The following is a 24,817-nucleotide window of genomic DNA, read 5'->3' as shown; positions in this document are numbered from 1 at the left end:
CGCCTACGTTTACGCGACCTGTAAACGGTTCACGTCCGATTTTTCAAATTTCTCTTTCGCATACTCCAACGTTACATGGAGTTCCTTTACTTTTTGAGATGGCATACTGTACATAGCGTCCATCATCACGGCTTCTACGATTGAACGTAACCCACGGGCACCCAGCTTAAACTCAAGCGCCTTATCCACGATAAACTCATAGACTTTCTCATCGAACGTCAGCTTAATGCCATCCATCTCGAACAATTTGACATATTGCTTGATAATGGAGTTCTTCGGCTCGGTCAAGATGTTACGAAGCGTATCACGATCCAGCGGATTCAGATACGTGAGGATAGGTAAACGACCGATAATCTCCGGGATCAAGCCAAACGACTTCAAATCAGTCGGGGTGATGTATTTCAGTAAATTATTCCGGTCTACGGTAGCCGTACCCAAACTAGCCGAATAACCGACCACACGGGTATTTAAGCGTTGAGCGATCTTCTTTTCGATTCCATCGAAAGCACCACCGCAAACGAACAGGATATTCTTCGTATCCACCGCGATCATCTTTTGCTCCGGATGCTTACGTCCCCCCTGAGGAGGCACATTCACGATCGATCCTTCTAGAAGTTTCAGCAAACCTTGCTGTACACCCTCACCGCTGACATCCCGAGTGATAGACGGATTATCGCTCTTACGTGCGATCTTATCGATCTCATCGATGAAGACGATACCCCGTTGGGCCGCCTCCACATCATAATCCGCCGCTTGCAATAGCCGGGTCAAGATACTCTCGATATCCTCCCCCACGTAACCTGCCTCGGTAAGTACCGTAGCGTCCACGATAGCGAACGGGACATGCAATAACTTAGCGATCGTACGGGCTAACAAAGTCTTGCCCGTACCGGTAGCGCCCACCATGATAATATTAGATTTCTCTATCTCCACATCGTCGGCGGTAACCTTTTGAAGTAAACGCTTGTAATGGTTGTATACCGATACCGACAGATAACGCTTCGCGTCATCCTGCCCGATCACGTACTGATCCAAGAAAGTCTTGATATCTTCCGGTTTAGGCAGATCTTTCTGCTTCAAACCAAAAGAAGTTTTCTTACCTCCTGTCTGCTCCTTTACGATCTCATACGCCTGCCGGGCACAATCATCGCAAATACAACCAGAGATCCCATTGATAAGCAAATTAACATCACGGCTACTCCTGCCGCAAAACGTACATGTATCGCCTGTTGTTTTGGCCATAGTTTCTTATTGTTGTTTTTGTTATTTACGTGTTAAAACATCGTCGATCATGCCATACTTTTTCGCTTCCTCCGCGGTCATCCAGAAATCACGGTCGCCATCGCGCTCGATCTCCTCATAGGGTCTACCTGAATGATCCGAGATTATGGTGTACAGTTCTTTCTTAACCTTCAAGATCTCGCGAGCGGTAATCTCGATGTCTGAAGCCTGTCCTTGTACGCCGCCAAGCGGTTGATGGATCATTACACGGGAGTGCTTCAAGCCGAAACGTTTTCCCTTGGTTCCCGCCACCAATAAGACAGACGCCATAGAGGCGGCCATACCCGTACAAATCGTAGATACGTCGCTGGAGATAAACTGCATCGTGTCGTAAATGCCGTAGCCCGCATATACAGAGCCACCCGGCGAATTGATATAAATAGAGATGTCCTTTCCGGGATCACTGGAATCCAGATACAACAACTGCGCTTGAATCACGTTAGCGGTATAATCATCCACTTGCGTGCCCAAGAAAATAATACGGTCCATCATCAACCGAGAGAATACATCCATTTGAGCGACATTCAGCTGTCGTTCCTCTATAATTGTCGGGGAGATATAGCTACTGGAGATGTTCATATAACTATCCAGAGCCGTACCACTCATACCTAAATGCTTTGTAGCATACTTTCTAAAATCTTCCATATTTTCTCCTATCTTTTATTTACCGAGAAGACGTAAAAAGGGATTTCCCTCTGTGACTTAACGGAAAAACAAAGTTATAAATAAATTTCTGAAAGAAACAATTTATTTCGCTATCCGCTAAGATATTTTTAGAGAGAAATCCCTTTTTTGATATAAAACAACCTCCTAAGAGGCCGAGTAAAGATCTTTTTATTCAAAAAGTTTGTTGAACTCGTCAGCGGTTACCTCCTTAACATCAAGTTCCACTTGCTCTTTCAACCAAGCAGCCAATTTCTCCTCAACCGCACGGTCGATGATGTTCTGAAGTGTTTGCTTATTTTTCAACATGTCTTTAGCGTAGTTGTCAAGTACATCTTCCGGTACAGACAACATGCCGTATTGAGCGAACTGAGCCTTAGCCACACGTTTAGCGAAGTTCTCGATGTCAGCGTCCTCAACCTTCAAGCCGTTCTTCTTAACCAAGTTCTCCTTGATCAACTGATATTTCAAATCCTGAAGGATCTGAGGGAAGTCCTCGTCGATCTTCTCTTTCGTATTCTTCTCGTTAGCGGCAAGCAACCAGCGTTTCAATAAATCGTCAGCGAAATTCAACTCGCCAGCTCTCTCAACCAACATATCACGAGTGTCTGTCAAGAACTTGAAGTCACTCTGAGGAGCGAATTGCTCAGCCAAAGCTTCCTTGATCTTGTTCTTGAACTCTTCCTCGCTAGTAACCACGTTCTCGCCAAATACCTTGTCGAACAACTCTTGGTTCATCTCAGCATCTTTATGACGGGTGATCTCCTTGATCTCGAAGCTGAAGTCGCCTGTAGTCTCAGCCACTTTCTCCTTATCGATCTTCAAGAAAGAAGCGATCTCTGCCTCAGCACCCTCATAAGCCTTATTCGGGTTGAATACCACTACGGCATTTACTTTAGCACCGATAAACTTAGCTTTTTCTTCCTCATCCTTGATATACATAGGCATCAAGACAGCGTCCTCCACAACGATACCACCTTCTTTCGGGGCACCATTCTCAAGCTCGGCTACCGTACCTTTTACCATATCTTTTTCCTCAACCTCGTCTACCTTGTCGTAAGAACCGAAGTTTGAGCGATAAGCGTTTACTTGGTTATTTAGCATTTCTTCATCGATAGCGACTTGATAGAACGGAAGTTTATCGTTCTTGCTCAACTCGATATTGATCTCCGGAGCCAAAGCCACGTCAAAACAGAATTCGAAATCCTCTTCCTTATCGAAATCCAACGGCTTTTGCTCTGTCTCGTTAGGCATCGGCTCGCCTAAGATATGCAAATCGTTCTCACGGATATACTTGAACAGATTCTCAGAAACTAATTTGTTTATCTCCTCTACCAGCACGTGCTTTCCGTACATTTTTTTAACCATGCCCATAGGAACCATGCCCTTACGGAAACCCGGTACATTGGCTTTCTGACGAAGGCTACGCAGGCTCTTGTCTACCTGATCAGCATAGTCAGCTTTCACTATTTCTAATTTCACGATACCGCTTACGGCATCATTGTTTTTAAGCGAAACGTTCATTCTGAATGATTTATTTAATTAATAGTCGTATCGAATTTTAGGTCGCAAAATTAGACTTATTCTTTTAATCGTGCAAATTTTGATCTGTTTTTATTCTTTTGTTTATATTTGGCGGCAATTATTTACCCTTTGAATGAATCATTATGAGAATAAAAGGAATATATGCTACCCGTCCGGCGGTAATCCAACTTTTGATCCTCCTGCTATTCTTATTGGCTGGAGCCGTTTTATCATCTATTATATCCACGGGCTTATTACTCGCGACCCACGGTTTACAGGCTGATATAACCCAAGACGCTAATTTAATGAGGCTCATTCAGTTCATCTCGGCGATCTGTACCTTTTTGCTACCATCTATCGCCATGGCTTGGACATGTAGTGACAATCCCCGCCATTATCTATCAGTCAAGAAAATCACAGACGGCAGGATCTGGATTCTCACCTTAGTTTGCATGTTCTTATTTTCTCCGGTTATCAATTTGCTAGGATTGCTCAACAAGCAGATGGAGTTACCCGCGTTTATGGCTCCTATCGAGGAATGGATGCGGGCGCAAGAAACCCTCGCCGAACAACTGACGACGATCCTGTTATCCAGCGATAGCGTTTGGGTAATCCTGGCCAACCTTATCGTTATCGCCGTTACGGCCGGGATAACCGAGGAGTTCCTGTTCAGAGGAGCCTTGCAACGAGTGATCGGGAAATGGACCTCCAACCCTCATACGATCATATGGGTCGCCGCCATACTATTTAGCGCCTTCCATTTACAATTTTACGGATTCTTGCCTCGGATGATACTCGGAGCCTATTTCGGCTATCTACTCTATTGGAGCAAAAGCATCTGGATACCGGTGTTCGCCCACTTTGTCAATAATGCTTTCGCCGTAATAGGGATGTCGGACAGTCGTCTCAAGGATAACGAGTTTATCACAGGCAATATTCCCGCCGAGCATCTTTTGGACTTTTGTCTTATCGCCGCCTTATCTTTCCTGCTGTTCATACTGGTAAACAGGCGATTGAAACGGCTGCTATAAGTCTTTCTTACGCAGCACGAAGTCTTTTCCCAAATATTTCTCGCGCACGATCTCGTTCTCGGCTAGTTGTTCGGCGGTTCCTTGGAAAAGGACTTTTCCCTCGAACAAAAGATAGGCCCGGTCACAAATACTCAATGTCTCGTATACATTGTGGTCGGTAATCAAGATTCCGATATTCTTATGTTTCAAGCGAGCCACGATTGTCTGGATATCTTGTACGGCGATCGGGTCTACACCGGCGAAAGGCTCATCCAACATAATGAACTTCGGATCGATCGCCAGACAGCGGGCAATTTCCGCACGACGCCGCTCTCCACCCGAAAGCTGGTCTCCCAAGTTTTTACGAACCTTATTCAAACCGAACTCTGAAATCAAACTTTCCAGTTTCTCTTTTTGGTACTCAACGCTACGTCCCGTCATCTCCAAGACCGAGCGGATATTATCTTCCACCGTCATTTTCCGGAAAATCGAAGCCTCTTGCGCCAGATAGCCAATGCCGTTGCGAGCCCGCTTATAGACCGGGAATTTCGTAATCTCCATGTCATTCAAGAAGATCTTACCCTCGTTAGGAGTGACCAAACCTACTGTCATATAAAAGGTGGTCGTCTTTCCCGCTCCGTTCGGACCAAGCAAACCAACGATCTCCCCTTGTTTCACGTTAATCGATACATGATTCACGACCGTACGAGTCCTATATTTCTTTACCAAGTCCTCCGTACGGAGCACCATTCGTTGTTCGTCTGACATAAGCTACTTAAAAATTTAACGCGAATGTACGTGATAATCCGCAGATCTACATCACATACATTCGCAAAAAAGCGATAAGAGAATTTAATAACTCCACTCAGATTGCCACTCGATCACGGGTTGCTCCCCCTCGAATCGGATAGGAAGCCAGATATAACGTCCGTCTATAGCGTTCTCCGGAGTCCAACGATCTCCCATATAAATAAAGCGATCCGCATGGCCGGGTACAGGCAATACGTACGTGCTCTGAGAATAAAACGACACCTCCGAGTTCTCTCCCCTAAACGGATTTTCCAATTCCTTCCAAGGTCCCCAAATCGAGGAAGCGACCGCCGATCGTCCCGCATTCGGAGCCCAGCCCGTACAGCCGGACATAATCAAATAATATTTCCCCTTCTGTTTGAACAAGGCTGGAGCTTCCATGAAACGCCCCGGGAAGAAACGGGCGTACTTACCGGAATAACTCGTATAATCATCGGTCAGCTGCGATATATGCAAGGTACTATTCTCTTCCGAGGAATAAATATGATAAGCGATGCCATCGTCATCCACGAAAAGGTTCATATCCCTAGCCATTTGTCCGGAGATCTGGTCACGCCCCAATAAATTCAAGCTATCCGGATGGGCTGGTAACTCTCCACCGCTAAAACGTAGATCTGCGGAAAGCGTACAAGGTTGCTTATGTAGTTCCTGTACATTAACCGGCCAAAAACCGGCATTCGGACGGAAAGCGTTTACGAACGAGTAAGGCCCCGCCACGTTTTTACTGACAGCCACTCCACTCAATGCTCCCGAATAGCCAGCACCTCTCGGCTCTAAATGAAACCACATTACATATTGATCATTCTTTTTATTATAAATCACTTTCGGACGCTCCAACACGCATCCCTTAGCAATATGGCTCGTCGTATCATCCGGCACGACCGATAAGGCGATTCCCTCGTCTTTCCAATTATATAAATCTTTCGACGAATAGCAATGAACGCCTACTTGAGCCAGATTTCCAGCCGAGCCCTCCGTTTTATGCTCACCAAACCAATAATAAGTATCCCCGACCCGTAGAATACCGCCACCATGAGCGTTTATATGTACCCCTTTATCATCCGGCCAAACTTCCCCCGGCTTAAAAGAAAGATCCTTCCGCTGGCAAGCCACACATAAACACAGCAAGCCGATCACTCCTAAAAGAATTCGCTTCATAAAAGTATTTTTTAGTATTTAAGAAAGCAAACATAGTTAAAAAAGAGGGATGTGGCAAACTTTAATACCATAGGATTTACAAATAAAACCAATCTTGTTTCTAAGATGTTATATGGTTATTAGTGGATTTTACGCTATCTTTGCAAATTGAAATCAGAAATTTATCAAGATAAAAATGAATAAAGCATTACACAGAATGGGTGAGTATACCCTACTGATGATGAAGAGTATAACACTTCCAGACCGGTGGAGTATGTTCTTTAAGCAATTGATCAAAGAGATATACAAGCTAGGCGTGGATTCTCTTTGGATTGTCATAATCATCTCGGTCTTTATCGGTACGGTTATCGCTATCCAGATCTCCTTGAATATCAGTTCCCCCTTGATTCCTAAGTTTACGATCGGCTATACCACCCGTGAGATTATCTTGCTGGAATTCTCTTCCTCTATCATGGCACTAATCCTAGCGGGTAAAGTAGGCAGTAATATCGCCTCCGAGATCGGAACCATGCGAGTCACCGAGCAGATAGACGCCATGGAAATCATGGGTGTTAATTCCGCCAATTTCTTGATCCTTCCGAAAATGCTCGGTTTGATGATCTTTATTCCGGTATTGGTTATCTTCAGTATGTTCACCGGTATCATGGGCGGCATATTCGCCAGTTACTCAACGAGTACGGGAATGACTCCTTCCTCGTTCGAGTACGGTTTGCAATTCTACTTCAACGAGTTTTACATTTGGTATTCTATTATCAAATCCGTAGTATATGCGTTCATCATCTCATCCATCGCCGCCTATTTTGGCTATAACGTAAAGGGAGGCGCCCTAGAGGTAGGTAAGGCAAGTACGAATGCCGTGGTCATGAGCAGTATCATGATTTTACTTGCCGACGTAATATTAACCCATTTAATGCTTACTTAAAAATGATCGAAGTTAAGAATATAACGAAGTCTTTCGATGGACGTGTCGTCTTGAAAGATATAAGTACGACGTTCGAGGATGGTAAGACGAATCTGATCATCGGACGAAGCGGTTCGGGTAAAACGGTAATGATCAAGAATATCATCGGGTTAATGAAACCTGATACCGGACAGATATTATACGACGGCAGAGACTTGATCACGATGAACAAGCATGAGTTAAATATGCTGCGTCGGGAAATGGGTATGTTGTTCCAAGGTTCCGCTTTATTCGACAGCATGACGGTAATGGAAAACGTAATGTTTCCTTTAGATATGTTCTCTAAAGACTCAACGAAAGAGCGCAGGAAACGTGCGGAATTCTGTTTGGAACGTGTAAACCTGTCCGAGGCCGGACATCTATATCCTTCCGAGATCAGTGGAGGTATGATGAAACGTGCCGCCATCGCAAGAGCGATCTCCCTAAATCCTAAATACCTGTTCTGCGATGAGCCGAACTCCGGACTAGACCCCAAGACTTCTCTATTGATCGATGATTTGATTCACGACATTACGGTGGAGTACAATATGACGACCGTTATCAATACCCACGACATGAACTCCGTGATGAATATTGGTGATAATATCGTCTTTATTAAGGAAGGCGTGAAGGAATGGCAAGGAACAAAAGAGCAGGTAATCACCTCTAATAACCAAGCGTTGAACGATTTCATCTTTGCGTCCGACCTGTTCAGGAAAGTAAAAGAAGTAGAAATGCTCCAAGAGGAAGGGTAAGTTAACATACTTGGCAAAGTATCTTAACTTCATCGGCTAAGTATCTTAACTTAAATGGCTAAGTATCTTAACATACTTCGCCATTTAAGCCAGCTTACTTTTTCCACTTATTTTTTATAGACCAAACACGTCCTTGATCTTATCTGCATAATCCAATTTCTCCCATGTGAATAACTCCACATCACAAGTAACCGGCTTCTGCAAATAACGGGAAGAGAATGTCTTCGTCACCGTCTGGGGTTTGCGTCCCATATGACCATAAGAAGCGGTCTCGAAATAAATCGGGTTACGCAATTTCAAACGCTCCTCGATCGCTTTCGGACGCATATCGAAGATATCCCAGATCTTAGCGGCGATCTCTCCGTCTGTCATATTCACCTTCGCACGGCCAAAAGTATTCACGAAAATATTCATCGGTTTAGCCACACCGATCGCATAAGACACCTGTACCAGCATCTCATCCGCCACACCGGCAGCAACCATATTCTTAGCGATATGACGAGCGGCATAAGCAGCCGAACGGTCTACCTTAGAAGGGTCCTTTCCAGAGAAAGCACCGCCGCCATGAGCACCTTTACCACCGTATGTATCCACGATAATCTTACGGCCGGTCAAACCGGTATCACCGTGAGGACCACCGATCACGAACTTACCGGTCGGGTTCACATGATAAATGATATTATCATTAAACAAAGCCTGTACATGAGCCGGATATTGAGCCTTCACACGAGGTATCAATATCTTCTTCACGTCTAAGGCGATCCTCTTTTGCATAGCCTCATCCGCTTCCTTCTGTGAAATACCTTTCGGACCGATAAACTCATCATGCTGCGTGGATACCACAATCGTATCGATACGCAATGGCTTACCGTTATCATCGTATTCAATCGTAACCTGACTCTTAGCGTCCGGACGTAAATAAGGCATCAAATCCGGTTCTTCCTTACGGATCTTCGCCAATTCCCATAATAAACTATGAGATAAGTCCAACGCCAAAGGCATGTAATTCTCAGTCTCATTAGTAGCATAACCGAACATCATACCTTGGTCGCCGGCCCCCTGCTCATAGGGATCCGCACGCTCTACGCCACGGTTGATGTCGCCACTCTGCTCATGGATAGAAGAGAACACACCACATGACTTCGCTTCAAACTGGTACTCGCTTTTCGTGTAACCAATCTTCTCGATCACGCCACGTGCCACTTCCTGCACATCCACATACGCACTTGATTTAACTTCTCCAGCCAAGACAACCTGTCCGGTTGTAACAAGGGTTTCGCAAGCAACTTTCGAATTCTTGTCATACGCCAAGAACTCATCCAGCAAAGCATCCGATATTTGATCGGCTACTTTATCGGGGTGCCCTTCAGACACCGATTCGGAGGTGAATAAATAACTCATCGTTTTAAATTGAAAAGATTACTAATCTACAACTGAATTGAACTTGGAAGGATTTTTCTGCCGGACGGCAACGAAAAGGATATGTTTTTAGCATTTTTTCCCGTGGTTGCAAGCAATACAAATCTATCCACGTCAATTCATTCGCAAAGATACGCAATAATTGAGAATTGAAAGTTGAAAATTGAAAATTATTTCTTCTTTTTGGAATTACGTAAGGCTTTTTTATATTTAAAACCGGCCTTCCATTTCGCTGAATCAGAGCCATGTGTCCCTTTCAAGAAATCAGAGAACTTGATTTTCTTACCATTCGAATCTTCCGCTTCGCCTTTCGCTTTCTTGAAGACGATCCCTTGCGTCATCGCTTTATTAATTTCTTTATTCATAACTCAAATCTCGTAGTTCATAATTAAAACTTATAACTCGGATAAAAGTTCACGCATCGTCTTGCCAAACACAGGATGTTTCACCGACGGAGCTACTTCTGCCAACGGTTCCATTACAAACGACCGTTTGTGCATCAGAGGGTGCGGTAGCGTCAGCCGCTCCGTATGCAGGATTTGCTCATCCACCATTAACAGATCGATATCGATGATACGGTCATGATACGCACCGTCACTTTTTTCGATACGTCCCATCTCGATCTCGATCAAACGGGTAGCGTCTAATAATTCCATAGGGGAAAGTTCCGTCGTCATAACGATCACGGCGTTCAAGAAAGTGTTGTCCGATTCAAATCCCCAAGGCTCCGTCTCATACATATCAGAAAGGGCAAGAACATCTCCCACCCTTTCAGCCAACAGCGCCGCCGCTGTCACCAAATTTCCTCGTTTATTACCTACGTTCGTACCTAATCCAAGGTAAGCTGTCGCCATAGAAACCGGATTAAAGGATTAGCATAGCGTCGCCGTAAGCACCGAAACGATATTTCTCTTTCAAAGCGATATCGTAAGCGTCCATGATCAACTCATAACCACCGAAAGAAGCTGTCATCATCAATAATGTAGACAACGGCATGTGGAAATTTGTCACCATGCTGGTAGCCACGCTGAAATCATACGGAGGGAAGATAAACTTATTCGTCCAGCCCTCGAACTCTTTCAGATGACCATCCGTACTTACGGCCGTCTCGATCGCACGCATCACGGAAGTTCCGACCGCACAAACCTTGTGCCCCTCATCCTTTCCCTTGTTCACGATATCCACTACATCGGCATTTACGACCATTTGCTCAGAATCCATCTTATGCTTTGTCAAATCTTCCACGTCGATCTCACGGAAATTACCCAAGCCCGAATGCAATGTCAAGAAAGCGAACTGGCAATCCTTGATCTCCAAACGTTTCATCAACTCACGGCTAAAATGCAATCCCGCGGCAGGAGCCACAACCGCACCTTCTTCCGCGGCGAAAATATTCTGATAACGATCCTCGTCTTCCGGTTCCACCTCACGTTCGATATACTTAGGCAGCGGAGTCTCGCCCAAGGCATACAAAGCCTTCTTAAACTCGTCGTGGTTCCCGTCATATAAGAAACGGAGCGTACGACCACGCGAAGTCGTATTATCAATTACCTCCGCGACCATGGAATCATCCTCGCCAAAGTATAACTTATTACCGATACGGATCTTACGAGCCGGATCCACCAATACGTCCCACAAACGTAAGTCCTCGTTCAGCTCGCGCAACAAGAACACCTCGATACGCGCCCCTGTTTTCTCCTTGTTACCGTACAAGCGAGCGGGGAACACTTTCGTGTTATTAAAGATAAACACGTCACCTTTTCCATAATAGTCTAGAATATCCTTGAATTCGCGATGCTCGATCTCACCTGTATCACGATGAACGACCATCAACCTCGACTCATCTCTGTTCTTCGCCGGATGTAAAGCGATTAATTCCGACGGTAAGTTAAATTTGAATTTCGAAAGCTTCATAATGCACTCTATTTATTTTTCTTCTTCTATTTTTACCACATTCTTCTCTAAGAAATCATCGATCTCCTCCGGAGACATACACATATCCAAGGTTACCTCTCCGATGCGAGTCCGTTCCAAGCCAATCAAATGAGCGCCGGAATCCAAGGCCTTCCCGATATCACGAGCCAACGCACGAATATAGGTACCTTTGCTACATACCACCCGTATCTTTATAACAGGCAAATCGCACTCCAGCAACTCCAGTTCGTCTATAACCAATGTCTTGGATTTTAGTTCAACCTCCTCTCCTTTCCGGGCTAGCTCATAAGCACGTTTACCTTCGATTTTGCAAGCGGAGAACACCGGGGGAATCTGTTGGATCGTACCCACGAATGTCTTTAAAACCTCCTCCACGAGCTCACGGGTTATGTGTTCCGTGGGATACACGGCGTCTATCTCTTTCTCCAAATCGAAAGACGGGGTAGTCTCTCCCAACTTCAACGTAGCGATATATTCCTTCGTCTGATATTGAAACTCATCGATCCGCTTCGTAGCCCTTCCGGTACAAACGATCATCACACCTGTAGCCAAGGGATCCAGTGTCCCCGCATGTCCAACTTTAATCTTCTTTACCTTCAGTTTCCGACTTAGCTTATAGCGAAATTTATTAACTAGGTCAAAAGAAGTCCACGTTAGCGGTTTATTAAAATATAAAATCTCTCCAGCTATAAAATCCATTCTTTATTTCAGTAATGTACAAGCAATTGTCACCAATCCCGCGATCGCGCAATAGATAGCGAAATAAATCAGTTTCCCCTTTTTCACGATGTTGATCATCCATTTACAGGCCACGCAACCGGAAACAAAAGCGGCCACGAAACCTACCGCTAATGATAACGCAGGAATGCTCCCGGCCACATCTTCACCTTTCACCATCTTCATCACATCCAACAAAGCCTCTCCCAAGATCGGAGGTATTACCATCAAGAAAGAAAACTGGGCCAGTTTCGCCTTATTATTTCCCAATAACAAACCGGTAGCGATCGTTGATCCGGAACGTGACAAACCCGGCATCACGGCGCAAGCCTGAGCCAGACCGATAATAAAAGCATCTTTCATCGAGATCGACTCTTTCTGGCGTGGTTTGGCATAATACGAAAATGCCAGCAAAGCCGCCGTCAATAGCAGCATACAACCAACGACCAATAAACCTGATCCAAAGATTTGTTCTACCGTATCTTTAAAGAATACCCCAACGATCCCGATCGGAATCATGGAAATCAAGATATTAATCACATACTTCGTCTCCGCGTTCATCTGAAATTTAAACAAACCACGGAATATCCAATCGATTTCCTTCCATAAAACCACTAACGTACTGAATACGGTCGCCACATGTACGACGATCGTAAACGCAAGATTCTCCTCTCCCTCTATACCAAACAAAGCTGAGCCAATCGCTAAATGACCGCTACTGCTCACCGGCAGATATTCGGTCAATCCCTGTACGATACCCAGTATCAAGGCCTCAAACCAACTCATTCTGTTACTTCTTTATCTTTGCTATTCTTCAAGATTCCAAAAATCATCATCACGAAACCAATAACCGTAACCACCGGAGCTACCACGATACGGCGGGCGCTGAATATATCGGGATTGAACGTATTATCCCCGGAACCTCCACCACTCATCAATATGAAACCAAGCACGATGCAGGCAACCGCTACCGCAATCAGTATAAAATTCTCTTTTCCGAAAGCAAAATCTCTTTTAGCCATCTTTCTCAACTCTTTATTATTCGTACATTAAATATAATACAACTTATCGACCCCCATCCGCAAATATTTATTCACGGCAAAAATGGTCGCGATCACGGACAAGACAATACCTAAAGCAAACACTGCCACATAAACCAATAATAATGTTTGCATATCCAATATCTGGATAAAACCTTTCAATTCATTTTGCAAATAATATAACGCTCCGGTTAGCATCAATATTGCCAAGATAGAGGCGAAAATGCCACTTACTATGTTATATTTCACAAAAGGCCTACGTATAAAGCCGGAAGTAGCCCCCACTAGCTTCATCGTATGAATTAAGAATCGTTTGGAATAAATCAACAGGCGAATCGTATTACTGATCAACACGAACGAGATAATCATCAGTACCGCAGCCAAGGTTAGCAGGATCAAGCCCAACCGCTTCATATTATTATGGACCATCTCCATCATATCCTTTCGGTAAAGCAGCTCCGAGACCGACGTATAGTTTCTAATCTTCTTCTCTATCACTTGGAGGCTATCGGGGTTGGCGTACTCCGAATGCAGTTTCACCTCAATCGAGGCCTGTAAAGGGTTAAAGCCTAAGAAGGTTTCCGGATTCTCGCCCAGTTCTTCTTCCAACTCTTTCGCGGCTTGCTCTTTCGATATATACTCGGTTGATTTTATAAAAGGAAGAGCATCCAAGCTCTTCTGCATTTTCTTTATCTCAGTTTCTTTTTGGTTATCTTTCAGCACGATGGAGAAAGATAAGTTCTCTTTCACATAAACGGAGAGTTTATTACCCAACATCCCTATCAATAGAATGAGTCCTAGCAAGAATAGTACCAAGGAGATACTAATAACAGACGTAAGCCGGGAGTTAAAGAAAGAAACAGAACTAACTTTTTTATTTTCAGCCATCAGACTCTCACTTATTAACGTTAAATAAATTAAGGAGATGCGTACAGAGAACACACCTCCCAATTTTCTTGCAAAAGAACGAATAAAATAAGTAAGCCGAAAGGGTTTTAGAATATTTAACCTCTACAACTCTAACAAAGGCCATTCGTACATATACAATATATAGATTATTTCTGATTGAATACCAAGTCCAACCCTTGACTTCTATAGAATCCGAAACGGGTATCACTTGATATAAGCGGTAGATGTTCCGTTATGGCATGCGCAATAATTACGTGGTCTGAGGGATCTTTGTGTCCCTGCGCCTCATTGATCTCCATATGCGCATACGTTTGCATATGTTCTTTTTTCAATGGCAATATTTTCACATAAAACTCCTTTTCTATGGCGACGATCATCGCTTCTGCCGACTTCCATCGTTTAGAACACAGTCCTTTATTTCGATAAGCGACAATCAGCTCACGTACGGACTCGGCACTTATATAAAGAAGGGTTTCCGGTTCTTGGATAATAGCATCTATATCCCTATTTAGATATTCGGGATCAGATGCCATATATACAAAAATATTCGTGTCAATGAGATATCGCATTTACAGTAAAAATTTAGGGTCATTTACAATCAGACTTCCCTTTAACCGCTGCATAGCTTCCCATGTCTTACTTACCTTTCTTTTTCCAGTCTTCGCCACAGTTGTTTTAGTTTTGGCATTTTCTTCCTTTTTCTTTTCTTCATTTTTTTCCATAAGGCTTTCTGTTTTAATTTTCTATGATACAAAGATAACGTTTTATTTAATTATATCAGAACAAAAACAGATAAAGTAAAGCTTATAGGATAAAAAAGAAGACCGCCGGAACTGAGTATTCCTAGCGGCCTTCCCCAACATTAAAGACTCAAGGGTTAGTTTCTTAAAATAAGGTTGTTAGCGAACGTTTACTTTCACTGTTATACGCTTGCCATTCTCGTTGATCTCTATCAGATAGATGCCGGTAGATACCGGGATACGGGTAGTTCCGATAATTGAATCGCCATACAGGCTAACTCCAGTCACCGCGATGATACGGATCGAGATTGGACGGGCCGGATGAACGGTTATCGCACCTCGCTCGCAATAGATTTGATGATCGTTGATGATTTGCTCGATACCTACCGTGCCGGAGACAGTTACCACACAAGACGCCGTCTTGTTTCCATCATCGGTAGCCACGGTAATCTTGCAGGTACCGATCTTCAGCGCGGTAACGACACCATCCGCGTCAACAGTAGCCACCGTCTCGTCGCTGCTGCTCCAAGAGACGGTTTTCATAGTGGCGTTATTAGGGGTAACTTTCGCTTGCAAGGCAAAAGATTCACCTACGGCCAATGCCTTGGACGTGATATTCAAGGAAACTCCCGTAACAGCCACATCTGTTCCCGGAGGTGTAGAAACCGGCTTGAACTCTGCCATAATAGCCAAGGACTTATCGACTTCAATCTCTACAGGCGAAGTCGTATACTTCTCTTCGCCTATTTGAATAACGGCCAATTCATAATCCGGATTGGCTTCCGCCTCAATGGTTAGCTTAGTCGCTTTCGCCACAGCGGTTCCACTCGTTATCTCGGTCTTCTCACCCTCACCCTTCAACATATAGACTTTCAAAGAACCATTTTCCGGTTGAGCGAACGTGACAACTAACGCATCCGAACTTTTCACCGTAACCTCCGCTTCCGTAGTCGCATCCTCATAATTCGGATCATACGACGTGAAGATCACTTCCTTTTTCTGGCTATTGCCGGGTTTCAATATAGCTGACGCGTCAGCCCATTCAAATTTACCGGATATGGTAGTCCCATCGGCACCTTTCGCAACACCACCGGATAATAGGGATTCCGACAAGGACTGACCTTCCGTGATCGTAGATGCGGTAGGAGCCACTACCTTTACGACCTTCGCTTTCTTTATCACTAATTTCTTGGTTGCCTCGAAAGATCGCCAGTTCTCATCCCCGGTACGTGTTGCAGTCACAAGATAAGTACCTGCGTTCAATGGAGTAGCAACCGATCCATCCGTATTTGAATATTTAATATTTACATCTGTCGGATAACTACCGCTCAAAATGTCTTTCAATTCCACAAGCCTTACGGAACCATTATAAACAAACTCCAAATCTGAAGGATTCGCCGTTATTTTAGGTTTATCCACAAAATTCGGGGTGTATGTCGCATCAGCCGCCAAAGTAACCGTTATCTCTGGTTTCTTTCTATCGGCGCTTGAGACATTATCACTCCAAGAATCAAAACGCTGATTCTCGCTAGGAGCTACCGCTCGCAACTTTAAAACCGTATTCTCCGGAACTTCCGAATAATCGCTAATAACCAAGCCTCCATTCGTAACCTCCGTATTTGAGGTACTTAAAGAAAACGTTTTTACTTCACCAACCGGCATTGAATAATCTACCGATTCATAATTACTCTTGTCAAGTGGGGTAAAGCGCAGAATATTTACCTGATCCTTTGTCGGGATTCCGGTCACATTCGCACGAAGCGCCGATTTTTGTGTAGAAGGATTCCATTCCACATCCTCGAAGTCTTGAGTAAGTTTAGCATCAACCTTTTCATAATTATCCCCTCCTATAGTCGGTACTTCCAGCAATGCCATACCAGCCTTCTTGATAATCAGCTCGGCAGTTACATCCACGGCTTTAAATAAATCATCCTCGCCACGGGTAATCCGAACTTTATAAGTTCCGGCCGATTTAGGATTCTCTGTCATTTCTACCCCACTCCGGGAATATGCGACCTTAAAGTCCAAACCGGAATAGCCCGTAATCTTAACCTCGAAATTCCGGTATTGCTTATTATAGACTACCGTTTGCGTCGTCTTATCAATCAGCGAGGCCAAATCTTTCTTCTCCACATAATTAGCGGTAACAACCATAGGGCCGGAAACGGTGAATACGTCTCCATCCTTGATCTCGGAAGAGTTCACCATCATATTCATAAAACGATATCCCGTTTCCGTCTCAACAGAAGCGGTCAATTGAGTCATATAAGGAACCTTAGAACCGGAAGCCACCTCTTTACCGGCCTTATCTTTCAATACGACTTTACCCGCATTGGGGATATTCAACGCCGAGGTTATTTGATATTTCACCAATTGGAAACTTGCGCTCACCGTAACATCTCCGGTCCCAACCATAAATGAGCCATCAGCCTCATTATAATTCGCGCCTTCCACTTTCACGGATGCCAGCTCATAGCCATAATCCGCATTTCCTATCACCTTCACTTTCACACCTTCAGAGATAGCCTCACCGGGAGTAACAGGCGCCTTCGTATCCACCTCGATCAGATTAACGCTACCATTCTTCAACTCCCCAACCTTGACCAAATGTTTATCCGGTTCTTTTTGCAGGAAATCGGCCGATATATCAGCGGCTTGTGTCAAAGTATAAGAACCGTTATTCACCAAAGCCCCATTCACTTTCACGGACTGAACCATATAGCCCGCATCCGGAGTCGCCGTGATAGTCAATAAGGTCCCCTGTAAAAATTCAGCACCATTCTTCACCTCCACGCCATTCGCGAAGACCTTCAAGGAACCATTCATCGGATCCGTAAACGTCACGCCATAAACGATCGGATCGAAACGGGCTACGATATCCAAGTTCGCATTCGCTTGCAACTCCCGTGTAGCCGATGTATTCCCATCACTCCAGCCGGCAAACCGGTAATTCTTATCCGCGACGGCTGTCGCTTTCAAAACCGAGCCTCTCGCGTATTTATCATTTGCGGTACGCCCCTCCAAGATGACAGTACCGAAATTACCGGCGGTAACATTCATAGAATAAACAGGAATTACGTTCAAGGTTATAAACGTATCTTTAGCCGCATAGAGAACAGGATCATTCGGTTCGAATATCAAGTCGTACTTTTTCTTATCCGGAGAAGCGATCTCGTTCGGAGTTTTCCAGATAAATGATCCGGAAGAAGTACCATCGATCAAGGTACACGCCGATAAAGCCTGTCCTTCCTCAATACGACCCGGAGTAGGTAACACCAAACTCTCCACCTCTTTCTTACTCTCCACCACTAACGTAACCGTATCAGAGAGGCTACGGTATGTCAAGTCCTCCGCACGGCTCAAACGGGCCTTATAAGAACCCACAGCCAGCGTGGAAGGCAATGTCGTAACCCAAGCCGTACCGCTCAATTGATATTCGATCTTGATATCCCCGACAGCGCTTGTTACCGTGACCGGCTTGATGGAGCCGACCGTCTGGACAAGGTTGTTAGCCACGAACCTCACCGTATCCTTGGAGACGAACGCAAAAGTATAGCTATCGCCACTCATCAGACTAGGAGTCGTGTACGTGTAAGAGGTATTTCCATTGGCATATGTTCCCTTGATCTTCGAGATATCCACGTCCGAAGAGCCTTGCTTAATAGCCCCTAGCCTATAGTTGGCATTCGATACGATCGAGAAAATGACGGGCTTACCGTAAGCGATCTCACCACCGCTCATGATGTCCTTGTTGTCCATCTTGGCGGTAACCGTACCCTGTCCACCATCGACAGCGTAAGCCAAGGTATTGGCATTACGGATCGTAAACGTTTTAGAGGAATCTTCTAATGCGGCATACTCCATGGTCTCCGGACTAAATAAGACAATCTTATAAGCTCCGACTATCTGCGGTAACGTGGAAGTCTCCGAACCATCGGCCGCACGATATCGAACCGCTTGTCCCGCTATTTCCGGCGTAAACTTAATAACCGGCAAATTCTTCCCGGCCACGATCTCGTCTTTTGTCGCCGAAGAACCTGTTACACTCACGGAAATCGTTTTCTTCGCGGCGAAACCTACCGACAAGGTCGTAGAGGCGGTTAACGAGGCGGTCGTATAGGTATAAGAGATGGTGTTATCCTTATTAAGCGCACCTTTTGGCAAGGCTGATACCGCAGTTCCATTCACAACAATCTTATTCAATAGAAATCCGGGGTTAGCGATAATTGTAAATACGGCAGGTTGCCCGTTAATGATCTCGCTACCGCTTGCCATGTCCGTAGAGCCCATCTTGGCGGTAACCGTACCTTGTCCGGCCGTTTCCACGTTATAATTTAATACATTCGCTTTAGATACCGTGAACTTCATGTTCTCATCCTTCAAGGCGGCATATTCCGCGGTCTCGGGACTGGTCGCGACGATCGTGTAAACACCATCCGCCGCAGGAAGTTTATCGGATAAAGCTCCGGAAGCGTTCTTATATTGAACCTTCTGCCCCGCTATCGTATTGGGGGTAAACGTGATAACCGGAAGATTCTTACCAGCCAAAACCTCATCCTTCGTGGCAGATAATGGATTGGCTGTTACAGATACGGTTTTCTTCGCGGCAAATCGCACGTCAATAACCGTAGAAGCGGTCAACGCCGATGTCGTATAATCCGCGTAGGAAGTCTCATTCGTAGAAGAATTAAAAGTTCCTTTCGGCAAAGTCACCTCATTATTATCTACGGTAAGTCTGCTCAACACATAACCGGGCTTGGAGGTAATCTTCAATACGGCTGGCTTATTATAAACGATCTCACCATCACTAGCGATAGTGGAGCCATCCATAGAAGCGGTTACAGATCCTTGCGCCTCCTCAAACGAGTAGGAAAGCGTATGGGGCGGTTGTACCTTGAATAGAATCTCCTTGTTTATGGCGGCTTGCGTATCAGTCTCCGACTTGGTTACGACAACATAATAAAGTCCAGCCTTTTCGGGTAGCTCATCCGTCAAAGCAGCAGAGCCATCCTCCCTGTATTGTACTTTATACCCCGTAATAACCGGGTCAAAAGTAACCTTGGGCAAATTCACCTTCGCTCTTATCTCATCCAAGGTGGCATACTCAGGAGAGATCGTGACCGTCACCTGCTCTTTCGCCTTGAACACCGCCTTGATTTCCGTACTACCGGTTAAAGCGGTGGAAGTATAGGAATAAGTGGTCGTATTATCATTTTGAAAAGTACCGCTCGGCAACGTGCCAATAGTAGCCGTATTCATCGTTATATCCGACAGGACATATCCGGGCTTCGCCGTGATCGTGAAAACGGGTTTACTATTATATGCCACCTTGGAACCTGTGGCTACCGTACTGGTTATGGTTCCTTGATCCGTATTCGCCGAGCTATAATTCAATGTCACCTTGAACGTCGGAAGATCCGGGGCGGAACGTAAATCTGAATCTTGCGCATGTACCTGTGCCATCGCGATGACAGCAAGGAATATCGCTAATATACTCTTTTTCATGTTTATCTTTGTTTTAATCGTTATTTAACCCTTACTAATTGACCGTTCACGGCATAGATGCCCGAAGAAACCATGATCCGCTGTCCGTCCGTAACCTCGCCACGATAAGCGACCTTGCCATTCATTCCGATGATCACCACGTCCATAGGCTCCGGCGTGTGGATCACGATAGCGCCACGATCGGTAGTCACGTAATAACCATCTACCGGCTCGATCGTCTGGTTACCCGTAACCACGCCATCGCCGATACGTAAAGAGCGAAGCGTACTCAATGTCTTGGCGTCTGTCAAGACAAAGCTTTGGAAAGGCTTGATCTCCGGGTTTGCCTCTTGCTCGAAAGAGGTTCCATCCGCTGTCAATATATAAGCGGATTGTTTCAAGGTAATCGTAAATGTATTCGGATTCGAGCACATCAAGAAAGTACCTGTTTCAGTTGGAGCGGCAGGTTCTTCCAAGGTCTTGAATTCAAAAGCTCCTTCGGAAGAGATCGTATAGGTATCGCCATTAGCCGCCCAAAGACCAGCCATGCCAAAAGCACTCTCATCCACCACGAACTCCGGAGTCTTGTTATCCTTCAGCCTAGCGAACCAGATACCATTATCAACATTTTGAGTACTTGGAGCCGAGATCTCCTCCTCCGTAGAGTTCTTGATCACGGCAGAGGTAAATGGCATTCCAAACGCCTTCCATCCCGTAGCAGACAAAAGTGGAGCGAAACGAAGAGACCGAGCCGTCAACTTCCCTTCCGTAGCGGTAAATACCACTTGTGCATCCTCTTCCATCATCACTGTATCTAAAGCCATAGGCACCGAGACAGTCAGTGTCGCTCCATTTAGAATATTCACCTGTCGATCTTGAAAAGATGTGGCCCACGTAGTATCACTTTTTATGTCAATGGCTACTACACATTCTTTTATAGAAAATGACTGCGCACCTTGATTCAACCAATAAACCCTTTTAAATGGATTAGCAATAGCATATGCTTTAGCTGTATTTTCCTCTATCACTAAACGACCATCCTTGCAATTAAAAATAACACCATCCGGGATAGTATAAGGCTCCCATGTGTCCACATCCGGAAAGAAATTAGGCTTTGCCGCATTTAAAGAATTAAGCGTTTCTGCCATAGTCGTATCAGGAATCAGTATTATATCTCCCGCATAGGCAATGCCTTCATGGTAATATGTACTCCCATACAATTCTCCAAAATCGATTGCTGTTACTATAGAGACCGCCGCATTCCTAAATGAACCATCCGGTTTATTAATAATCACACAAGGCTTCCCGTTTTGGTCTTGCAATTGCACATCAGTGCCTTCCACCATGATTACATTATTATATTCATCAGGATTCATACCATAACCCACTATAGTTGGGTTCTTTATGTTATCAGTAGTTGAGACAATTGTTTTTCCTTTCAGTATAATCTTATTATCACAAGGAGTAGGAGTAAAACTACCATTTATTTTAATCGGAGTCATTGCCATTGTCTCTTGTTCATCAAACTTATTCCCGATATAAGAATCTTCAATCACAATCTCGTTATTGGAAGCTCCCACTGTAGAATTATTTGTTGATATCGCTATAGCCGCAAAACTATCGGAAACACCCTTATTTTTTGTCTTACCAGTTAAGGTACTCCCTCCCGAAACATGAACGTTCATATCTGAGGTCTCATACAAATAGAGAGCACCATACCCTACGATGTTCGATTTATTCTTTATTGTCAATTTTTGATCGCCGGCGTTATTAGCATAAATACAATAATGGTTATTTAGCAAGATTGTCGTACTATCTACCGTCACTGGCGTTTTTTTATGGTGAATATATACACCAAATTGATTCGAACCGTTCACCTGTCCCTCAATCTTTGTATTAACAAGAGAGACATCCGTCAGTTCTCCATCAATAAGAACTCCAGATTGTGCGTTAGCCGCCAAATTTATTGTAGTATTTTCAACACGTACAGTCCCCTTTGCCGTTGCTCCCAGAAGAATCGCATTTTGTAATGCTTCCGCAGGATTTGGGTTCTTACGATCACCATAGCCTTGTGTATTATTATTCATAATACAATTATCTATCAACAAATCCGCATTACCGGTTACCTCTATAATTGGAGTACATTTTCCAGAGGTAACTTTCGTTGGCGTATAATCGATACTCAATCCTTTTATTTTAACATCGGTAGCAGTATTATTGGCAGAGCCATTAACCAAGATCGCACCTTTTATAATAGTCTTGTCCTGCCCAGCTCCTTGAATTGTGATAGATTTATCTAATGGTAGAGTCATTGGTAAAGTATATTCTCCTTCCGGGAAAACGATACGATTTTGATCTGTCAAATCTACCTCAGAAAGTAGACCAGACATATCGCAAGCCGCATTACGTAATGAACCATCTTGGTTGAATACAGTAATCGCTGATTTCTCATCCGCGATCTGGTACTTAACCGTATTGTCGCAATTAAAAGTATTCGTTTTATAGTCCTGTATCAAAACCCCTACATTATTTTTATTCACTTTCAGTACAGAGCCCTCACCAATATTAAATGTATTACCCGTACTACGAACAGAAATAGGATATTGCAGAGCTGTACTTTCCATAAAAGCAAACAAATTAGTATTTTTTATATCAAAGGAATTGTTAATCGCATTGTCTTCTTCATCTTTATTTAATACAATCGTAGCAAAATCATTTGATCCTTTAAGTTGATAGTTATGAGACTCCAATGTTGAATTAGCTATCTTAAACTTATTATTAGATGACCAAATATTGAGTGCCGCCCATGAATCTATTTTTGAATCTACAATTGAAATCGAAAGATTATCATTTAGCGCTGTTACATTTATTGCATAATAAAATCCTTTGATAGTACTATTATTTTTCATTTCTATGGACGATCCATTCATATTTGAGAAACTTATTCCTCTACTATAAGTACCATTCTTCGGATATACCGCAGAAAGAATATGAGAATTATCCAATACAATAGTATTTTTCACCTTAGTCGTATTTCCAAACGAAGAGAACCCTCGATTGTAAGACCCTTCTAAATAAATACAAGAATTCGTAAGAGATACATTCACATTATCACAAATACTATTAGAATCATAGCTTTTTCCCAGATTAACAATGCCCATAGAACTTTTACCCCAACCATCACCACTACCTGCTGTTAGTTGATGAAGATGGACCCCAGACAAATTCAAATTCACATTCTTAGACATCACATTAATAAGGCCTTGGCTTAATGTTGTAGCTTTTGTAATCTGTAAATTCCGCAAATTGACATTGATTACGCTCTCTTCCTCATCCCGTTGAATATCTAGCTGCCCTTCTATAATACAATTTGTCGAATCACTGCCAATAATTGTAATAGACTTTGGAATAACAATAGGTGAAACTTGGGGATAAATTCCCTCTGCCACACGAATGGTAGCCCCATCTGCGGCTTTTTCAATCGCTTTCGCAATTGTAGCCAAAGGAGCTTCCACACCACCTCCGTTACCATCAGAACCCGAAGTGCTGACATACAAATCCGTCTGTCCCCACCCCACACTCGTTGCCACCATAAACACGGCGAACAAGAAAAGTAGTCTTCTTTTCATACGATTAATTTTTATAAGTTAGTAATATTCAATTATTTAAAACATTTACCCTATATTCATAAACTCTGTAGCTTCCAGCACATCAGTCTTCTCATAATCATCATTTACAAGCAGTTATGCGAAATCATCGGTTATAAAACGACTAGTCTAAACGATCATTTTATTCTGGCGTTTTATTGAATTCAACGCATAAGCGTCCATATTTACGTTTATGCGTTGATAATCAATTTTTAAAAGTTTCTCTGGATTTTGTTTTATTCAAAAATATAGCCTATCTTTAACGACTAGAATAAACGATCGTTTAGACTAGGCGTTTTTATCTATTACAGAATACTTATAGATCAAATATTTTTACGTAAACAAAATTTTCTACCATAAAAACTTTATATCATCACAAGCTATAAGATTCTCTTCTTAAAGCATGTGGAATAGCATAACGAACCAAATATCAGACTGCAACTATCATAATTGAGATAAAAGGAATTCTACAATATTGATTTTATGAAAACATCTACAATATCTACCACTACGCCATGTATGCTTTATAAATCAAAGCATTACATATAGGTTGTAGATAGCCTGACATCTACAATTATCATTCAACATCTACCACTTATACTTGACATTGATACTTTTTCTTTGCATTGGATAAGAAAACGTGTTATTTTTGAAAGACATTTTGTCTTATGCTGATATAGGTAGACACATTCAATAACAATAAAATGTGTAATTATTATGCGCAAAAAACATGAGCATTACAGCGAAGAAGAGAAATTGCATCTTCTTCATTCTTATTATCAATC

At 43.6% G+C, this 24,817-nt stretch carries 20 protein-coding genes; 3 read left to right on the top strand and 17 right to left on the bottom strand.

Annotated elements, in window-relative coordinates:
- Nucleotides 1-9: 9 nt before the first annotated feature.
- The 3 genes from clpX to tig all read right to left on the bottom strand — a co-directional run bounded on the left by clpX (nucleotide 10) and on the right by tig (nucleotide 3,468).
- Nucleotides 10-1,242 carry an ATP-dependent Clp protease ATP-binding subunit ClpX gene (gene clpX, locus NBH16_RS15940; RefSeq protein ID WP_005867105.1) on the bottom strand — a complete coding sequence of 411 codons (1,233 nt, stop codon included), beginning with the start codon at nucleotides 1,240-1,242 and terminating at the stop codon, nucleotides 10-12.
- Between the two features lie 21 nt (nucleotides 1,243-1,263).
- Nucleotides 1,264-1,926 carry an ATP-dependent Clp endopeptidase proteolytic subunit ClpP gene (gene clpP, locus NBH16_RS15935; RefSeq protein ID WP_005853931.1) on the bottom strand — a complete coding sequence of 221 codons (663 nt, stop codon included), beginning with the start codon at nucleotides 1,924-1,926 and terminating at the stop codon, nucleotides 1,264-1,266.
- A 189-nt stretch (nucleotides 1,927-2,115) separates the two neighbouring features.
- Entirely contained in the window at nucleotides 2,116-3,468 is a 1,353-nt protein-coding gene (gene tig / locus NBH16_RS15930; protein WP_005853929.1) for a trigger factor, read from the bottom strand.
- Between the two features lie 143 nt (nucleotides 3,469-3,611).
- On the opposite strand from tig, the gene NBH16_RS15925 reads away from it, so the two are divergent.
- On the top strand, nucleotides 3,612-4,499 hold the full coding sequence (locus NBH16_RS15925; protein WP_005867102.1) for a CPBP family intramembrane glutamic endopeptidase: 888 nt from the start codon (nucleotides 3,612-3,614) through the stop codon (nucleotides 4,497-4,499).
- Here NBH16_RS15925 and lptB read toward each other — a convergent pair.
- Complete coding sequence (lptB, locus tag NBH16_RS15920) at nucleotides 4,494-5,246, bottom strand: LPS export ABC transporter ATP-binding protein (RefSeq protein ID WP_005853924.1); 753 nt, start codon at nucleotides 5,244-5,246, stop codon at nucleotides 4,494-4,496. The genes NBH16_RS15925 and lptB overlap by 6 nt on opposite strands.
- An 84-nt stretch (nucleotides 5,247-5,330) precedes the next feature.
- Nucleotides 5,331-6,446: a glycoside hydrolase family 43 protein gene (locus tag NBH16_RS15915; RefSeq protein WP_036618449.1), complete on the bottom strand. Its 1,116-nt coding sequence runs from the start codon at nucleotides 6,444-6,446 to the stop codon at nucleotides 5,331-5,333.
- A 175-nt stretch (nucleotides 6,447-6,621) separates the two neighbouring features.
- Between NBH16_RS15915 and NBH16_RS15910 the strand changes: the two genes are divergently transcribed.
- Both NBH16_RS15910 and NBH16_RS15905 read left to right on the top strand, forming a co-directional pair.
- Nucleotides 6,622-7,368: an MlaE family ABC transporter permease gene (locus tag NBH16_RS15910; RefSeq protein ID WP_008773770.1), complete on the top strand. Its 747-nt coding sequence runs from the start codon at nucleotides 6,622-6,624 to the stop codon at nucleotides 7,366-7,368.
- A 2-nt stretch (nucleotides 7,369-7,370) separates the two neighbouring features.
- Nucleotides 7,371-8,141 carry an ABC transporter ATP-binding protein gene (locus tag NBH16_RS15905; RefSeq protein WP_048928523.1) on the top strand — a complete coding sequence of 257 codons (771 nt, stop codon included), beginning with the start codon at nucleotides 7,371-7,373 and terminating at the stop codon, nucleotides 8,139-8,141.
- A 114-nt stretch (nucleotides 8,142-8,255) separates the two neighbouring features.
- Here NBH16_RS15905 and metK read toward each other — a convergent pair whose 3' ends face one another.
- The 12 genes from metK to NBH16_RS15845 form a co-directional block, all read right to left on the bottom strand.
- Nucleotides 8,256-9,542 (bottom strand): methionine adenosyltransferase, encoded by a 1,287-nt coding sequence (gene metK, locus NBH16_RS15900; protein WP_005867099.1) that lies wholly within the window; start codon nucleotides 9,540-9,542, stop codon nucleotides 8,256-8,258.
- 188 nt (nucleotides 9,543-9,730) lie between these two features.
- Nucleotides 9,731-9,925: a hypothetical protein gene (locus NBH16_RS15895; protein ID WP_008778718.1), complete on the bottom strand. Its 195-nt coding sequence runs from the start codon at nucleotides 9,923-9,925 to the stop codon at nucleotides 9,731-9,733.
- 30 nt (nucleotides 9,926-9,955) lie between these two features.
- Complete coding sequence (folK, locus tag NBH16_RS15890; RefSeq protein WP_005867096.1) at nucleotides 9,956-10,414, bottom strand: 2-amino-4-hydroxy-6-hydroxymethyldihydropteridine diphosphokinase; 459 nt, start codon at nucleotides 10,412-10,414, stop codon at nucleotides 9,956-9,958.
- 10 nt (nucleotides 10,415-10,424) lie between these two features.
- Nucleotides 10,425-11,474, bottom strand: a complete 1,050-nt coding sequence (queA, locus tag NBH16_RS15885) for a tRNA preQ1(34) S-adenosylmethionine ribosyltransferase-isomerase QueA (RefSeq protein WP_005853911.1) — start codon at nucleotides 11,472-11,474, stop codon at nucleotides 10,425-10,427.
- 12 nt (nucleotides 11,475-11,486) lie between these two features.
- Entirely contained in the window at nucleotides 11,487-12,194 is a 708-nt protein-coding gene (gene truB / locus NBH16_RS15880; protein ID WP_005867095.1) for a tRNA pseudouridine(55) synthase TruB, read from the bottom strand.
- Nucleotides 12,195-12,197: 3 nt separating this feature from the next.
- Entirely contained in the window at nucleotides 12,198-12,998 is an 801-nt protein-coding gene (locus tag NBH16_RS15875; RefSeq protein WP_005867094.1) for an undecaprenyl-diphosphate phosphatase, read from the bottom strand.
- On the bottom strand, nucleotides 12,995-13,234 hold the full coding sequence (locus NBH16_RS15870) for a DUF3098 domain-containing protein (RefSeq protein ID WP_005853907.1): 240 nt from the start codon (nucleotides 13,232-13,234) through the stop codon (nucleotides 12,995-12,997). Before NBH16_RS15870 ends, NBH16_RS15875 begins: the two co-directional genes overlap by 4 nt.
- A 27-nt stretch (nucleotides 13,235-13,261) precedes the next feature.
- Nucleotides 13,262-14,140 (bottom strand): cell division protein FtsX, encoded by an 879-nt coding sequence (locus NBH16_RS15865; RefSeq protein ID WP_005853905.1) that lies wholly within the window; start codon nucleotides 14,138-14,140, stop codon nucleotides 13,262-13,264.
- 167 nt (nucleotides 14,141-14,307) lie between these two features.
- Nucleotides 14,308-14,730: a type II toxin-antitoxin system VapC family toxin gene (locus NBH16_RS15860; protein WP_005867093.1), complete on the bottom strand. Its 423-nt coding sequence runs from the start codon at nucleotides 14,728-14,730 to the stop codon at nucleotides 14,308-14,310.
- The gene (locus NBH16_RS15855) at nucleotides 14,731-14,883 is read right to left on the bottom strand and encodes a hypothetical protein (protein WP_005853901.1); all 153 of its coding nucleotides are present in this window, start codon (nucleotides 14,881-14,883) and stop codon (nucleotides 14,731-14,733) included. It lies immediately after the preceding gene.
- A gap of 177 nt (nucleotides 14,884-15,060) precedes the next feature.
- A complete protein-coding gene (locus NBH16_RS15850) occupies nucleotides 15,061-20,406 on the bottom strand; it encodes an Ig-like domain-containing protein (RefSeq protein WP_250788864.1) in 5,346 nt (1,781 codons plus the stop codon).
- 20 nt (nucleotides 20,407-20,426) lie between these two features.
- On the bottom strand, nucleotides 20,427-24,014 hold the full coding sequence (locus NBH16_RS15845; RefSeq protein WP_250788863.1) for a right-handed parallel beta-helix repeat-containing protein: 3,588 nt from the start codon (nucleotides 24,012-24,014) through the stop codon (nucleotides 20,427-20,429).
- Nucleotides 24,015-24,817: the final 803 nt, after the last annotated feature.

The organism is Parabacteroides sp. Y3-G-102 (assembly GCF_023656845.1).
Lineage (GTDB): Bacteria > Bacteroidota > Bacteroidia > Bacteroidales > Tannerellaceae > Parabacteroides > Parabacteroides distasonis.
The sequence above is the reverse complement of the archived record's forward strand: the minus strand, read 5'-3'. Positions and strand labels throughout refer to the sequence as shown.